The organism is Anaerosolibacter sp., from assembly GCF_029240175.1.
Taxonomy (GTDB): Bacteria; Bacillota; Clostridia; order Peptostreptococcales; family Thermotaleaceae; genus Anaerosolibacter.
The window spans coordinates 41615-58118 of record NZ_JARBTM010000022.1; the positions used below are offsets into that span (position 1 = coordinate 41615).

General features: G+C 37.0%; 15 protein-coding genes and 1 other annotated feature. Of the genes, 13 read left to right on the forward strand and 2 right to left on the reverse strand.

Going from position 1 to position 16504, the window contains the following annotated elements:
• The first annotated feature begins 3 nt into the window (after nt 1–3).
• The 5 genes from K0R93_RS15255 to ppdK all read left to right on the forward strand — a co-directional run bounded on the left by K0R93_RS15255 (nt 4) and on the right by ppdK (nt 6701).
• Nucleotides 4–501, forward strand: coding sequence for a DUF4342 domain-containing protein (locus tag K0R93_RS15255; RefSeq protein ID WP_300302983.1), 498 nt, complete (start codon nt 4–6; stop codon nt 499–501).
• A gap of 49 nt (nt 502–550) precedes the next feature.
• Nucleotides 551–723: a binding site (T-box leader), on the forward strand.
• 191 nt (nt 724–914) lie between these two features.
• On the forward strand, nt 915–2306 hold the full coding sequence (locus K0R93_RS15260) for a glycine--tRNA ligase (RefSeq protein WP_300302985.1): 1392 nt from the start codon (nt 915–917) through the stop codon (nt 2304–2306).
• 258 nt (nt 2307–2564) lie between these two features.
• Nucleotides 2565–3206: a helix-turn-helix transcriptional regulator gene (locus K0R93_RS15265; RefSeq protein ID WP_300302987.1), complete on the forward strand. Its 642-nt coding sequence runs from the start codon at nt 2565–2567 to the stop codon at nt 3204–3206.
• A gap of 19 nt (nt 3207–3225) precedes the next feature.
• Nucleotides 3226–4047, forward strand: a complete 822-nt coding sequence (locus K0R93_RS15270) for a pyruvate, water dikinase regulatory protein (RefSeq protein ID WP_300302989.1) — start codon at nt 3226–3228, stop codon at nt 4045–4047.
• Between the two features lie 29 nt (nt 4048–4076).
• Nucleotides 4077–6701, forward strand: a complete 2625-nt coding sequence (gene ppdK / locus K0R93_RS15275; protein ID WP_330685182.1) for a pyruvate, phosphate dikinase — start codon at nt 4077–4079, stop codon at nt 6699–6701.
• A 45-nt stretch (nt 6702–6746) separates the two neighbouring features.
• Here ppdK and K0R93_RS15280 read toward each other — a convergent pair whose 3' ends face one another.
• On the reverse strand, nt 6747–7796 hold the full coding sequence (locus tag K0R93_RS15280; RefSeq protein WP_300302993.1) for a CotS family spore coat protein: 1050 nt from the start codon (nt 7794–7796) through the stop codon (nt 6747–6749).
• Nucleotides 7797–7954: 158 nt separating this feature from the next.
• On the opposite strand from K0R93_RS15280, the gene K0R93_RS15285 reads away from it, so the two are divergent.
• The 4 genes from K0R93_RS15285 to rpoD all read left to right on the forward strand — a co-directional run bounded on the left by K0R93_RS15285 (nt 7955) and on the right by rpoD (nt 12579).
• Complete coding sequence (locus K0R93_RS15285) at nt 7955–8959, forward strand: deoxyguanosinetriphosphate triphosphohydrolase (RefSeq protein WP_300302995.1); 1005 nt, start codon at nt 7955–7957, stop codon at nt 8957–8959.
• Nucleotides 8960–9063: 104 nt separating this feature from the next.
• Complete coding sequence (locus K0R93_RS15290; protein WP_300302997.1) at nt 9064–9519, forward strand: YaiI/YqxD family protein; 456 nt, start codon at nt 9064–9066, stop codon at nt 9517–9519.
• An 81-nt stretch (nt 9520–9600) separates the two neighbouring features.
• On the forward strand, nt 9601–11463 hold the full coding sequence (gene dnaG, locus K0R93_RS15295) for a DNA primase (protein ID WP_300302999.1): 1863 nt from the start codon (nt 9601–9603) through the stop codon (nt 11461–11463).
• Between the two features lie 24 nt (nt 11464–11487).
• Nucleotides 11488–12579 (forward strand): RNA polymerase sigma factor RpoD, encoded by a 1092-nt coding sequence (rpoD, locus tag K0R93_RS15300; protein ID WP_300303001.1) that lies wholly within the window; start codon nt 11488–11490, stop codon nt 12577–12579.
• Nucleotides 12580–12660: 81 nt separating this feature from the next.
• On the opposite strand, the gene K0R93_RS15305 is transcribed toward rpoD, so the two are convergent.
• The gene (locus K0R93_RS15305) at nt 12661–12864 is read right to left on the reverse strand and encodes a hypothetical protein (protein WP_300303003.1); all 204 of its coding nucleotides are present in this window, start codon (nt 12862–12864) and stop codon (nt 12661–12663) included.
• Nucleotides 12865–12943: 79 nt separating this feature from the next.
• On the opposite strand from K0R93_RS15305, the gene K0R93_RS15310 reads away from it, so the two are divergent.
• From K0R93_RS15310 to K0R93_RS15325, 4 genes are all read left to right on the forward strand, one after another.
• Nucleotides 12944–13681 (forward strand): HAD family hydrolase, encoded by a 738-nt coding sequence (locus K0R93_RS15310; RefSeq protein ID WP_300303005.1) that lies wholly within the window; start codon nt 12944–12946, stop codon nt 13679–13681.
• Between the two features lie 23 nt (nt 13682–13704).
• Entirely contained in the window at nt 13705–14412 is a 708-nt protein-coding gene (locus tag K0R93_RS15315; RefSeq protein ID WP_300303007.1) for a tRNA (adenine(22)-N(1))-methyltransferase, read from the forward strand.
• Nucleotides 14385–15503, forward strand: a complete 1119-nt coding sequence (locus K0R93_RS15320) for a Nif3-like dinuclear metal center hexameric protein (protein WP_300303009.1) — start codon at nt 14385–14387, stop codon at nt 15501–15503. Before K0R93_RS15315 ends, K0R93_RS15320 begins: the two co-directional genes overlap by 28 nt.
• A 101-nt stretch (nt 15504–15604) precedes the next feature.
• Complete coding sequence (locus K0R93_RS15325) at nt 15605–16312, forward strand: zinc ribbon domain-containing protein (protein WP_300303011.1); 708 nt, start codon at nt 15605–15607, stop codon at nt 16310–16312.
• Nucleotides 16313–16504 lie beyond the last annotated feature (192 nt).

Genomic DNA, 16504 nt, shown 5'->3' on the forward strand with positions numbered 1-16504 from the left:
TTTATGGAAATTAATTTGGAGAAAATTGACATGATCCGTGAGCGTACAGGAGTATCCTATAAAGAGGCAAAGGATGCATTGGAAGCTTCGGGAGGTAATGTGGTAGATGCAATCATCCATATTGAAGAGAAGCAAAGCATGAAGTGGACAGATAGTCTTTCAGGGGCGGGAAATGAAGTATTAGATAAACTCAAAGAGATTGTGAAAAAGGGAAATGTAACAAAAATCCTGTTGAAAAGAGATGGCGAAATCATCATGAATATCCCTGTGACGGCAGGCGCAATTGGTGCGATTCTTTCGCCACCAATTGCTATGGCGGGTGTGTTAACTGCTTTAGTAACCAAATGCAAAATTGAAATCGTAAAAACCAACGGAGAAATTGTGGATATTAACGAAATGGCAGAAGATACACTCAACAATGTAAAGAACAAAATGGAAGGCATGAAGCCAAAAACTGGTACTGGGGAAAGCTGTGATATAAATTCTGATGAAGAATTATAAAAACTACCTTTACAGATTTTTATGATTATGATAAAATCATAAAAAAATACGAATCGCTATGATAGAGAAGAGTAGCCAATGCAAATGATTACAGAGAGTCGGTGTTGCTGAAAATCCGATATGATTCCTTGGTGAAGGGAGCTCTTGAGCGAATAATCAAAAGTGGATACATATGTATCAACTAGGGTGGAACCGCGGAAGCAAAAGTCTTTCGTCCCTTGATTTGGGATGAAAGACTTTTTATTTTTTACGCATGAGTGTCTATATGCTATTGGGGCTTGTGGATAGAGTAAACCCGTATTCATGGGGCGTTTTAAGCAACGCAAATTTCTAGAGTCATACTCGCAGAAATTTCGTTGGCGCCATGAGCAGTTGCGATAGCAACATGCGAAATTTTTTAAGGAGGTATGGAGATGGCTGCGGAAAAAACGATGGAAAAAATTGTGGCATTGGCCAAATCGAGAGGATTTGTATTTCCAGGTTCAGAGATTTACGGAGGACTTGCAAATACATGGGATTATGGTCCCCTAGGTGTGGAGTTAAAGAACAATGTAAAGAAGGCATGGTGGAAGAAATTTATCCAAGAATCACCCTATAATGTGGGATTGGATTCTGCCATACTAATGAATCCTCAAACTTGGGTGGCATCAGGACACGTTGGAGGCTTTAATGACCCTTTGTTAGATTGCAAAAAGTGCAAATCCAGATTTAGAGCAGATAAGCTGATTGAAGATTATTTGACAAATCTAGGGGAAGATGCTGCTGGAATTGATGGATGGGGCAATGAGAAGATGCAGGAATTTATCAAAGATAAAGATATCAAATGTCCTGAATGTGGTGCATTGGATTATACGGGAATCAGACAGTTTAACCTTATGTTTAAGACATTCCAAGGGGTAACAGAGGATTCAAAAGCTGAAATATTTTTAAGACCAGAGACAGCCCAAGGAATATTTGTAAATTTTAAAAATGTTTTAAGAACCTCAAGAAAGAAGGTTCCGTTTGGTATTGGACAAATAGGAAAGTCCTTTAGAAATGAAATCACACCTGGAAATTTCACATTTAGAACCCGTGAGTTTGAGCAAATGGAGTTAGAATTCTTCTGTAAGCCCGGCGAGGATTTGGAATGGTTTGATTATTGGAAGAATTTCTGTAAAAATTGGCTGCTCGATCTTAATATGAATGAAGAAAATATCCGATTAAGAGATCATGAAAAGGAAGAACTATCCCACTATAGCAATGCAACTACTGACTTTGAATATAAATTCCCATTCGGTTGGGGCGAATTATGGGGTATTGCCGATCGTACGGATTTTGACTTAAAACAGCATAGTCAACATTCAGGGGTAGATATGACCTACCAAGATCCTGTAACCAATGAAAAGTATACGCCATATTGTATTGAACCATCCCTAGGGGCCGATAGAGTTACATTGGCATTCTTAATCGATGCCTACGAAGAAGAAACATTGGAGGATGGCAGTGACCGTGTTGTGCTGAAGTTCCATCCAGCCCTAGCACCCTTTAAAGCAGCAATCTTCCCATTGACAAAAAAACTAAGCGAAGGTGCTACAGAATTATTTCAGCAGCTATCTAAGAAGTTTATGGTTGACTATGACGAGGCAGGTAGTATTGGTAAGCGATATAGAAGACATGATGAAATCGGTACACCATTCTGTATCACATATGATTTTGATTCTGTAGAGGATCACTCTGTCACAGTGAGAGACCGAGACAAAATGACCCAGGAAAGAATTAAAATTAGTGATCTCGAGAAGTATATAGAAGAAAGAATGATGTTCTAATCAAAAACCGTAATAGATTGCAAGTCATTGCAGAAAATAGATATAGTGTAATCTACACTATATCTATTTTCTGTTTAATAGGAAAGTTCTACTTTCCTATTAAACAGAAAATACAGGGGTGCAGGGGAAGTATTCCCATGCCGTAGTCAGAGGGGTGCTCAGGCTGCCTAGCAGCCGTCGAAGGGGAACTAGGTTCCCCTAGCGAAGGCATCGAAAGAGAAATAGTATATCACATTTATTGAATTTGTGATTTTAGGGGTGATTATCATAGAGCTTTCAGAAAGACAGCTAAAGATTATTGAGATTGTGAAGGAAAATGAACCAATTACCAGTGAACATATCGCGCAGTATCTAAAGGTTACAAGGGCTACGTTAAGACCCGATTTAGCAATCCTAACTATGTCGGGTATTTTAGATGCGAGACCTAAGGTAGGCTATCTCTATTCGGGAAACAACACGGTTAGTATTATTTCAGAGCATGTGAAAAGAACAAAGGTCAGTGATATAAAATCGCTGCCCATCGTAGTGGATGAACAAACAACCCTTTATGATGCTCTCGTGTCTTTATTTTTAGAAGATGTAGGATCAATCTACGTTCTTTCTCATGGATATTTAGCTGGGGTTGTATCAAGAAAAGATTTTCTTAAGAATATTATGGGTGGTACGGATATTCATAAGATGCCTGTGGGATTGATCATGACGAGAATGCCGAACATTGTGACGACGTATCCTCATGAAACGGCCCTAGAAGCAGCGATCAAGATTATTGAGCATGAGGTAGACAGTCTGCCTGTAGTTGAAAAAATCGAAGACAAAGGCAAGGAACATTTTAAGGTTATTGGGAAAGTATCTAAGACTAGTATTACCAGACTGTTTGTTGAGCTAGGCAGACAAAAATAGATAGGAGGCATGTACATTTATGAATAACAGACTTATCGTTTATGTTATTTCAGATTCTATTGGTGAAACGGCTGAACAGGTAATCAAGGCAGCTATCAGCCAATTTGATTGCGGAGACTGTGAGATCAGAAGATTCCCTTACATATCAGAAGAAGACCAGATAAGAGAAATTATCTATGAGGCGACCCATGAAAAAAATTGTATGATTATATTTACCATGGTAATTCCGGGACTAAGGAAGATCTTGACGGAAAGTGCTGAGCGCTATGGCATTCAGGCTGTAGATATCATGTCGCCAATTATAAGTTCTCTTCAAAAAATTTTAATGGCCGAGCCAAAGAATGAGCCAGGATTAATTCGAAAGCTGGATGAAAAATATTTTAAAAAGGTTGAAGCCATAGAATTTGCAGTAAAATATGACGATGGTAAGGATCCTAGGGGTCTCAAAAAAGCAGATATTGTATTGATTGGTATTTCTAGAACATCTAAGACACCGCTGAGTATGTACTTAGCACATAAAAACATCAAAGTAGCAAATGTTCCATTGGTGCCAGAGGTTCCGGTACCAGATGAGATATTTGAAGTGTCCCCAAAAAAGATTATTGGATTAACGACAAATCCTATTAAACTCAACGAAATTCGCCAGGAAAGGTTAAAAGCGTTGGGATTGAGCAATGAAGCAAACTATGCAAGCATGGAAAGAATTCTTGAAGAACTAGATTATGCTGAAGGACTTATGAAAAGGTTAGGATGTCCAGTCATTGACGTATCAACAAAGGCAGTTGAAGAAAGTGCAAATATTATCATGGATATTATGAAACAAAACCAGTGTTTTAAATAATTCAACATGATGTAGAAGGAGATGTGGAGATGAAAACAAAGTATGTTTATGCTTTTGAAGATGGGAATAAGGAAATGAAATCACTCTTAGGAGGAAAAGGAGCAAATCTTGCCGAAATGACGAAGATAGGACTACCTGTTCCTCCTGGATTTACCGTAAGCACGGAAGCATGCAACCAGTATTATAAAAATAATAAAAGTATTGATGATGAAATGGTTGATGAATTGTTTCAGCATTTAGAATTGCTAGAAGAGAAGATAGGAAAGAAGTTTGGGTCTAATGAGCACCCTTTGCTGGTATCAGTAAGGTCGGGTTCTGTATTTTCAATGCCAGGAATGATGGATACAATTCTTAATCTTGGTCTAAATGATGAAACAGTCGTTGCTCTATCCATTGCTACAGGAAATGAAAGATTTGCCTATGACAGTTATAGAAGATTTATTCAAATGTTCAGTGATGTTGTGTTAAATATTCCTAAGTATAAATTTGAACATATTTTGGATAGAGAAAAAGATCTCCATCAACTTGAATTAGATACAGAGCTGACGGTACAAAATCTTAAGAATATTATCCAAAGTTATAAAGAACTTGTGAAAAAAGAATGGAAAAAAGATTTTCCTCAGGAACCAAAAGAGCAGCTGCTCATGGCTGTCAAAGCTGTTTTCGATTCTTGGGATAATCCAAGAGCCATGGTTTATCGAGACCTCCATGATATTCCTCATCATCTAGGTACGGCTGTGAATATTCAATCTATGGTATTTGGCAACATGGGCAATACATCTGGTACAGGTGTTGCTTTTACAAGAAATCCTTCTACTGGAGAAAGAAAGTTATTTGGAGAATTTTTGATGAACGCCCAGGGTGAGGATGTTGTTGCAGGAATTCGTACACCTCAATCTATTGCACATCTGAAAAATGTTATGCCAGAGGCCTATGATCAATTTGTTACAGTAGCAAACTTGTTGGAAAACCACTATAAAGATATGCAGGATATCGAGTTTACCATTGAGAATAGTAAACTGTATTTGCTCCAGACAAGAAATGGAAAGCGAACCGCAGCGGCTGCTATAAATATTGCTGTAGAAATGGTAGAAGAAGGAATTATTGATCGGAATACTGCCCTAGTGAGAATAGATCCTATACAACTGGATCAGCTTTTACACCCTACTTTTGAAGAAAAGGCTTTGAATGAGGCGGAGAAAATCGCCCAAGGACTACCTGCATCACCTGGTGCTGCAACGGGACGGGTATACTTTAATGCCCATGATGTAGTAAAGGCTGTTAGCGAAGGGGAAAAGGCGATTTTGGTAAGACAAGAAACCTCTCCAGAAGATATTGAGGGTATGGTAGCCTGTTCAGGAATTCTAACTGCCCGAGGTGGAATGACTTCCCATGCCGCTGTTGTTGCTAGAGGGATGGGGAAATGTTGTGTCGCTGGTTGTGGAGAAATAAAGGTGGATGAAACAAATAAGATCTTTAAGGTAAATGGCGAAGTGTACCAGGAAGGAGATTTTATCTCTTTAGATGGCAACATTGGAAATGTATATAAGGGAAGCATTCCCACAAAGGAACCTGAGCTGTCTGGTAACTTTGGAAAACTTATGGAGTGGGCAGATGATGTAAGGTCGCTGAAAATCAGAACCAATGCAGATACACCTAGGGATGCAGCTATCGCAGTGAAATTTGGTGCTGAAGGAATTGGCTTATGCAGAACGGAACATATGTTTTTTGAAGAGGAAAGAATTCCTGCTGTGCGACAGATGATTGTGGCTAAAAACCTAGAGGAACGTATGACAGCATTGGATAAGCTGCTTCCTTATCAAAAAGAAGATTTTGTAGGGATATTTACGGCCATGGGAGAACGGCCTGTTACAGTAAGACTTCTAGACCCGCCGCTTCATGAATTCTTGCCTCATAGTGACGAAGATATTCGAATGCTTGCAGGGCAGATCAATATAGATATAAAAATATTGAAAGAGACTGTAGAAGAACTGAAAGAATTTAACCCTATGCTGGGGCATAGAGGATGCAGATTGGCAATTACCTATCCAGAAATTTATGAAATGCAGGTAAAAGCTATCATTATGGCAGCCATTGAAGTGAAGAAAGAAAAGAATATTCATGTAAAGCCTGAAATCATGGTTCCTTTAATTGGTCATGAGAAGGAATTGAAAATCATCAAAGATCTTATTATAAGTACAGCGGATAAAATTATTGCGTCCAGTGATACGAAAATAGAGTATATGATTGGTACGATGATTGAAGTACCAAGGGCTGCATTAACGGCTGATGAAATAGCAGAACATGCTGAGTTTTTCTCTTTCGGTACCAATGATTTAACCCAGATGACCTATGCTTTTTCAAGGGATGACTCAGGAAAATTCATCGGGGAATATCGAAAGAAAGAAATTTTTGAGAAAGATCCATTCCAGCGATTAGATCAGGTGGGCGTAGGAAAGCTCATGAAGATTGCTCTAGACCTTGGAAAAACAACCAGACCTGATATAAAATTGGGAATTTGCGGTGAACATGGCGGAGACCCAGATTCCATAGATTTCTGCCACCGTATCGGATTGCATTACGTTTCCTGCTCACCCTATCGTGTGCCAATTGCACGCTTGGCAGCTGCAAGAGCTGCTGTGCTAAATAAATAATAAGAACAATAAAGAAGCACGGTTTGCATCGTGCTTCTTTCATTATTAAAAATAAAAATTGGTGTACTCGTGAATAAATTTATCCTTGCCGCGGCTTCGGCTCTCTATCTTTTGGAATTTTTCTAAAAAGTAGGCTTCATCACCATCCTGGCGTATGAATCTTCGTATTTCTTTATAAAGCTTTTCAGGAAAGATTAGAAAGGCTAGGATAGCCTTTTTTTCCTCTTTGCTTAAGGGGTTATGTTGATCATATGTATCAAGAATATGCTTCGCAATTGAAAAGTCCCAGTTGGTATTGCTCCTATGCATTACCCGCCTTAGTAGATTAGACACGTCGTGGAGTGGGATATCTAATTTTGATCGATCAAAGTCGATCATATAAACCTTCTCCCCATGGATATATAAATTTTTATTTACATAGTCAAGATGGCAGTAACGATTTTCAACCACAGCTTTTTTCAAAAGCTTTTGAAAATCAACCTGTGATAATAAATTGATTGATTGATGGGCTATGGGGTATTCAAGACTAAGTGCAGCTAAAAGAGGCTCGTGAACGGTGTTGAATTGATAATCATTGTAAATCTGATTCTTAAATTTAAGCAGCTTACTAGTCTTGTTGATAAAATCTATTTGCCAGTTCACATAATTATATCTACTTTTTGTACGAGGGAGATAATCAAATCCATCAGCTCTTAAGTGAAACTCAGCAAGATTTTGGGATATGAGTTTTAAATCATTTTTACGGTCATAGCTGCATCTATTGCCGTCAATCCAGGTCATTAAAAAAAATAGAACATGATTATTTGATACAAAGGCCTCTTGCTGCTTTGTAAATATAATCTCTGGGACATGAAGGCCTTTTGTTTTTAAGTACTGCATCAAATACACCACAAATTCTAAGTCGTGGACTGAATAATAAACTTTCTTTAAGCAATAATCTAAATGGGGAGTGGATACGCGATAAATAGCCCTTTCTTTATCTGAACTTTTTATCTTAATGATTTCTACGTTTTTGACTTCTATGTCATAATGGGAAAGAATATTGTTTGTGACAAAATCTAAATCAGACAGGCTATGATTTTTTATTGCTGACATGATATCACCTTCCTAGGATGCAAATTTTACAGAGAGTTCATAATCAATTAAGAAAAATTATCGAAAAAATGTTCGATGTCATGAAGGAATAATATGAGCGCTGTGGTATATATATATTATGTTATAAAATATTTATTAACAAAAAGTGAGGTAGTATTATGGGATTTAGAGAGATTACGGAAAAGTTCGAAGGAGACAGACTTTCAGAATTTGCATCTAAATCTAGTGATACCATGGGAAGACTTATTGAAGAAGAAAAATGCACTGTACGAACAGAGTATCAGAGAGATCGGGATAGGATATTACATTCTAAAGCTTTTAGGAGGCTGAAGCATAAAACCCAAGTGTTTTTGTCACCAGAAGGTGATCACTATCGCACCAGATTAACCCATACCCTAGAAGTTGCCCAGATTTCCCGTACCATCGCTCGGGCGCTGCAGTTAAATGAAGATTTAACCGAGGCAATTGCGTTAGGTCACGATTTGGGACATACGCCTTTTGGTCATAGTGGGGAAAAAATATTAGATAAAATACATCCTGGTGGTTTCATGCATAATGAACAGAGCTTGAGGGTGATTGATTGTATCGAAAAAGGCAAGCATGGCTTGGGATTAAACTTGACGTTTGAGGTTCGTGATGGTATACGGAACCATACTGGAGATATGGAGCCCGTTACCCTTGAAGGGCAAATTGTAAAACTAAGTGACAGAATTGCCTATATAAACCATGACATAGATGACGCAATTCGTGGAAGCATACTAACAAGCAATGATTTGCCGAAAGACTGTATCATAAATTTAGGAGAAAGTCACAGCCAGAGGATAAATAACATGATTATGGATGTGATTTATCATAGTGTCGGAGAATCGAAAATTAGAATGAGTGAGAATATCCTTTACTATACCAATAAATTGAGACAGTTTATGTTTGAAAATGTGTATTTGAGCAAGAAGGCAAAAAAGGAAGAAGAGAAAGCCCAGTACATTATCGAGCAACTGTATAATTATTTTATTCTGCACCCAGAGAAAATGTCTTTAGAGATGCGAGAAAGAATGGAGAATAATAATATCAATGAAATTGTAAAAGATTATATTGCAGGAATGACGGATCGATATGTCATCAATCGGTATATGGAGATCTATATTCCTGGGGTGTGGAAATAAGGTTTCTGAAGATTATGGATTTATTTTTCGCACAAAGAATAGAAGGAATAACGGCGAGAAATGTCGAAATATGAAATTCACTGTTTGATAGGTGGTTAAATGAAATGTTAATTTATGTGGATGCCGACGCATGTGCCGTAAAAAAAGAAACGGTACAAGTGGCACGAAAGTATAATATTGAAGTTATCATGGTTTCTAGTATTTGTCATATTTCAAAAGAAGATGGATATTCTCGTTATCTCATTGTGGATAATGGGGATCAATCCGTTGACATGACGATTATAAATAGGGTGAATAAAAATGATCTGGTCGTTACCGATGACTATGGACTGGCTTCCATGGCTTTGATGAAAAAAGCATTCTGTATATCAAGCCGAGGTTTGATTTTTAACCTTGAGAATATTGATAGATTAATGCTGCAAAGATATATTGGACAACAGATTCGTAAAGGCGGAGGCAGAACAAAAGGACCATCAAAGCATAAAAGCGAAGATGATCTGCATTTTATCCAGGGTCTGGACAAACTAATTCGTGAGGCACAATATAATCCAACTGAATAGATCGAATGAAAAATTTCTTAATAGAAGGAAATTTTGCATGAATGGAGAAACAATACTATAAGGATTATATAGGTGATAAAGATGAGTATACATTTAAATGAAGATATAATCGAAGAAATTAGAAGTAGAAATGAGATCGTAGATGTCATTTCCCGGTATATCCAACTAAACAAAAGTGGGAGAAATCACAAAGGTCTATGTCCCTTCCATCATGAGAAAACACCATCTTTCATGGTATCTGAAGAAAAACAGCTGTATCATTGCTTTGGGTGCGGGGAAGCTGGTAATGTCATTAATTTTGTGATGAAGGTTGAAAATCTAGATTTTCTAGACACTGTAACCTTGATGGGGCAATGGGTTGGAATTCATGTTGAGGAAATATCATCAACAAAGCAGGAAAAAGAAGAAATAAGTCGAAAAAATAAAATATATGAAATCAATAGGGAAGCAGCACTATTTTATTACAGAAATTTATCAAAAGAAAAAAACTTGGGATTTACTTATTTCAAAAAAAGAGGTTTGCAAGATAACACCATAAAGAAGTTTGGCCTTGGATATGCAGAGGACCAGTGGGAAGCATTAAATACCCATTTGCTAAAAAGGGGTTATGATCAAGAGCTTATCTTTCAGGCGGGTTTGGTACTAGAGAGAAAATCGAAGGATGGGTTTTATGATCGCTTTAGAAATAGGGTAATCTTTCCCATTATAAATACCACTGGAAATGTCTTAGGATTTGGTGGAAGATCATTGGATGATAGTTTACCTAAATATCTAAATTCACCAGAGACCCTTGTATTTAATAAAGGAAACAATCTTTTTGGTCTGAATTTAGCGAAAAAGGAAGTCGGGAAAGATAAGCGAATTATTGTTGTAGAAGGCTATATGGATGTAATTTCTCTGCATCAGTATGATATCAAAAATGTAGTGGCTTCTTTGGGAACTGCATTGACGAAGAATCAGGGAGAGTTGTTAAAACGATATAGTGATGAAATTATCATTGCATATGATTCCGATGCAGCCGGTCAAAAGGCTACATTAAGAGGGCTCGATGTATTAGGTGAGCTAGGTTGTAAAGTAAGGGTTGTACGATTGACTGAAGCGAAGGATCCCGATGATTTTATTAAGCATAAAGGAAAAGAAGCTTTTCTAAAGGAAATTGAAAAAGCGTTGCCTTTGATAGACTATAAGATCCTATTGGCCAAAATGGATAATAATATTTCTACTACCGATGGAAAAATTAAGTTTGTCAAGGCTGTAGCAGCATTATTAAAGCAAGTAAAAAGTCCTGTGGAGGTAGATGCCTATATAAAGAAGGTTGCAATGGAATCACAGATTTCAGAGGAGGCTATAAAAAGGGAAATATTTGGTAATAATGCTTATAATCAATTGAATCCTATACAGAAACCTATTCAAAATAGAGATAAGTATAGAAGTAAGTCTGATAGGTATACTAATAAGTATAATGTGCAGTCTGTTCAACCTGTCCAGCCTGCACAAAAACAAGGATACCTAGAGGCTGAAAGAAGTCTTCTAAAATTGATGATACAAAACAAAGAAACTTTCTCTAAAATAAAAATAGCCATCGGACACGAAGATTTTACGGATTCCATAAATAGAAAAATTGCAAAGGTTATCTATGATTTATATAACATTCAGGAACAAAATGTTGATATGAATATGCTGCTAAATCATTTGGATATTGAAGAGATTAAAACATTGGGAGACATCCATCAAATTTTAATTTCAGAAGAATATCTAGAAAAAGCTTTGATAGATTTTATTAATACAATTCATAACCATAGATTAAGAGAAGAAAGACGTCTCATAGAGACGGAATTAAGCCAGTTAGGAAAAAAAGAAAATAAAACTCAAGAGGAAATAGTGAGGATCAGGGAACTATGTACAAATTTGGAGAAGATTTCAAAAGAATTACAAAAGTTGTAACGTATGGGAAAGGAGGGAAGCAAGATGAGCAAGAACATAGATAATAATATTGAGACAGTAAAAGACTTAATTGACAAAGGTAAAAAAAGAGGTATGCTTACCTATAATGAAATCATGGACACATTGGAAGAAATTGATTTAGATAAAGAGCAAGTAGAAGAAGTTTATGATAGTTTGGCTTCTATGGGTATTGATATTGTGGGAGAGCAAGATCCAGAAATAGAAATAGAAGATATTCCAGAAGCAGAAGAAATTGTTGACCTAGACCTTTCTATCCCAAAGGGAATTAATATAGATGATCCGGTTAGAATGTATCTTAAAGAGATCGGAAAGGTTCCCCTGCTTTCTGCAGAAGAAGAAATTGAATTAGCCAAGAGAATGGAATTGGGAGACGAGGAAGCAAAGCGTAGACTGTGTGAAGCGAATCTTCGCCTTGTGGTAAGTATCGCAAAGAGATATGTTGGTAGAGGCATGCTGTTTTTAGATTTGATCCAAGAAGGAAATCTAGGTCTGATCAAAGCGGTAGAAAAATTTGACTTCAGAAAAGGATTTAAATTCAGTACCTATGCAACTTGGTGGATCAGGCAGGCTATTACTAGAGCAATCGCAGACCAAGCAAGAACAATTAGAATACCAGTGCATATGGTAGAAACCATAAATAAGCTAATAAGGGTTTCCAGACAACTACTTCAAGAACTTGGTCGAGAGCCAAGACCTGAGGAAATTGCAAAAGAGATGGATCTTCCTGTGGAGAAGGTAAGAGAGATTTTAAAAATTTCCCAGGAACCTGTATCACTAGAAACGCCTATCGGTGAAGAGGAAGATAGCCATTTAGGAGACTTTATACCAGACGATGATGCACCAGCACCGGCAGAGGCTGCAGCCTTCTCGATGCTAAAGGAACAATTGATCGAGGTATTAGATACTTTAACGCCTAGAGAGCAGAAGGTTTTACGCCTAAGATTTGGATTGGATGACGGACGTGCCAGAACCTTAGAAGAGGTAGGAAAGAAATTTGATGTTACCCGAGAAAGAATAAGACAGATTGAGGCAAAGGCATTACGGAAGCTTAGACATCCAAGTAGAAGTAAGAAATTAAAGGATTACTTAGAATAAAGATTCGCTTACTCGAGCGAATCTTTATAATTGGCGGGGAATAAACAATCTAGATATAGTGCATTTCTAGGGTAAGGAAAACTACCAATATTGTTTTTGTTTTCCATACTCTATTTTCTTTTCTTTTACAGCATCACTTTCTTTTGCATCTAGTTGATCTTGCAGGCAATTCATGAATTGGTCTGCTTCTTCTTCCCATTCGGTTGTTGTTCCACCCCATTTAAACCCGATGAAATTTTGAGAAGGTATTCTATTGCGAGAATGCTGGGTTTTCTTTTCATTCATGAGAAGCACCTCCTGACATTATTATCTGTTGAACAGAAGAAATTATCATGAGAATTTATGGAGAAAGGATGTATATTGAATGAATACAATTCTTTTTGATTTGGACGGGACATTACTGCCTATAGACATGGAACAATTTTTAAGTCAATATCTTGATAGACTTTCTAAGAAATGTGCCCATATAGCAGAAGAAAAGCTGTTTAAAAAAGCTCTTTGGCAATCTACTGAATATATGATCAAAAATAAGGAATCCCATAAAACCAATGAGAATGCTTTTATGGAAGATTTTTGTCCTAGAATTCAAAAAAACTTTGATGAAATTTCACCTGTTCTAGAAGAGTTTTATCAAAGAGAATTTAAAACATTGAAAAATACAACACAAAAACTGGAGCCTGTGAAGAAAATGGTCCATTCTCTAAAAGAAAAAGGATATACACTTGTTGTAGCAACAAATCCGTTGTTCCCTAGACAAGCAATTCTTCATCGTATTCATTGGGCAGGCCTTCATCCAGAAGATTTTGATCTTATTACAGATTATGAGACCATGCATTATTGTAAACCTCATATAGAGTTTTACGATGAAATAATTTCAAAGATTTATAAGGACCCAGAAGAATGCTTGATGGTAGGAAATGATGTACAAGAGGATCTAGTCGCAGCGAGGTTAGGAATGAAAACTTTTTTAGTTGAAGATAATATCATCAATAGAAGCAATATGGAAATTATTTCGGATTATAGAGGAACGTACCAAGAATTATTTCAATTTGTTGAAGCTTTGCCAAATCTACACGAGCATAATGATAAAGATGTGATATAATAAAAAGTATAGAGAGGGATTTTATGAAGTTAACGCCAAGACTTTTAACGATTGCTAATCTTGTTCCTCAAAATGCTGTTATTGCAGATATTGGAACAGACCATGGCTATATACCTGTTTATTTAATAAAACATAACATCGCAAAAAAAGTGATTGCTGCTGATGTAAATGATGGTCCTTTACAAAGTGCTAAAAAAAATATCGCTTTGCATCATATGGAGAATGTCATTGAGACACGGTTAGGCAACGGATTAGAGGTTTTACATGCTGGTGAGGCAGATGCCGTTATTATTGCTGGTATGGGAGGACTGCTGATAAGAGATATTTTGGATGCCCATCCCGAGATCACTTCTTCCATAGGGACCTTTGTACTTCAGCCTATGGTGGCTCAAGATGATTTAAGAAGATGGCTTCTAGCCAATGGCTTTATGATTACGAATGAAAGATTAGTAAAAGAAGATCATCGTATTTATGAAGTTATGGTTATCAGAAAAGGAACACATGCTGTTTCTGATGAGATTTACTATGAGGTTGGCGAAAAGCTTTTAGAAAACAAAGACCCGCTTTTGATTGAGTTTATCCAAAAAAACTTGAAGAAGTATCATGAAATTCTTAATCAGCTTGCTGGACAGAGCAGTGAGGTTGCCAATGAAAAGCGTAACATGTGTCTTCGTAAGGTTGAAAAACTGGAAGAGGTGTTGTCATGCCTGAAAAATGTAAAACCATTATAAACTTAATAGAAGGTGTTGCACCTGTTCATCTGGCGGAGCCATGGGACAACGTGGGTCTTCAAGTAGGAAATCCAGATAGAGAAGTGCACAGGGTTATGGTATGCTTAGAGGTAACAGAGGCTGTCATAGATGAAGCGATTGAGAAAAGAGTAGATATGATTATTACCCATCATCCTCTGATTTTCAAGGCAATAAAATCGATCTGTGCCAGTGATCCTGTTGGGAAGTTGCTTCATAAGCTGATCAGACATGATATTATTCTTTATTGCGCCCATACCAATTTGGATACAGCTGTAGGCGGAACAAACGACGTTCTTGCCCAAGCATTGAATCTAGAAGATGTGATATTTCTAAAGAAAACATATCAAGAGATCTTTTATAAGCTGGTAGTATATGTACCAGAAACCCACATTGAGTTGGTACGGGCATCCATCTGTGAAGCAGGAGGCGGTCATATCGGAGATTACAGATATTGTACCTATCAAACCATGGGTACAGGTACTTTTATGCCTCTCAAGGGGAGCAATCCGTATATAGGTAAGGAAAATGAGCTAGAAAAGGTAGCAGAGTACCGATTAGAGACGATCGTAAGCCATAAGAATCTGAAGGTGGTCATCCAAAAGATGAAAGAGTCCCATCCTTATGAGGAAGCAGCTTATGATGTATTTGCCTTGAATAATAATATTGAATCCTTCGGCATGGGGAGAATGGGTATGTTGAAGGAACGCATAAAGTTATCTTTGCTTTGCGATGAGTTAAAGCTGAAATTAGGCTTAGGCCACATTAAAGTAGCAGGTGACGTTAACCGATGGATTCAAAAGGTTGCCTTATGTACAGGAAGTGGTGCAGAGTTTATTTACGATGCCCATAAAGCTGGTTGTGACTGCTTTATCACTGGCGATGTAAAGTACCATGATGCCCAATATGCTGCCCAATTGGGTATTGCTGTTATTGATGCAGGTCATTTTGAAACCGAGGATTTTGCCTGTAAAATAATTGCCCAAACGTTACGAGAAATGTCTAAGCAATTGAATTATCATATTGACATAGTTCCATCAATGACATATATCAATCCATTTAACATTCTTTAAGAATAGGTTTTTTTCCTATTCTTTTTTGTTTTTATAAACAGCGTATTAAAGTGGTATAACAAATATGAAAAAAGAAAATCTATGATGAAAGTGGGGATTTTATGAAAATAACGGAACAATTATGGAGACTGCAAGAATTGGAAGAACAATTAAAGGAAGCGAATAATCAAAAAAAAATATTTATGGGTGGAAAAGAAATTCAAGGTAATATCCAAGAGCATAAAAACCTAAAAAGGCAGTATGAAGAGACAAAACTGTCCATAGACACTAAGAAGATAGATATAAAGAGGTTGGAACAATTATTAGAGGTTATGAATGCGAAAAAAGAAGAAAATAGGGGTAACCTTTATGGCGGAAAAATTAATGATTTAAAGCAGTTAGGGATATTGTTAAAGGACCAAGAGAAAATGGAAGCGGAAGTATCTGAGATAGAGAAAGAACTATTAAGAGCCATTGAATTATTGGAAGAATACGAAAAGAATAGCGAAGAGACATACGATGGAGAACGGAAATTAGGCAGTCAAATTAAGAAAATGCTAAGTGATCGGCAAAAGAATATTGAGACTATTGAAAAAACAGTAGAGGACCTAACGCACCAAATTGAAGAAATAAAAGCACTTATCAGCAAAAAAGAAATGGATCTTTATGAATATATTAAGACAAGAAAAAATAGACCTGTGGCTCAAATTAATGAAGATATATGTACAGGATGTAATATGGATGTACCGCTAATGACAATAACATTGCTTAGAAAGGGTGAAATTGCAACCTGTGATAATTGTGGCAGAATACTTCACAAGAGTGAGTAGGGGTGGCAGATAGGGATGAAGATGCCACAATTTGGTCTTTGACATACTCGTATGTGTATGATAAGATAGTATTTGTCTTCGAAAAAAATAAATAACGAGTAAGTCAGATGGTCGCGGACGTGATTATTCACGGACGAGGAAAGTCCGAGCTCCATAGGGCAAGGTGCTGGGTAATACCCAGTGGAGGCGACT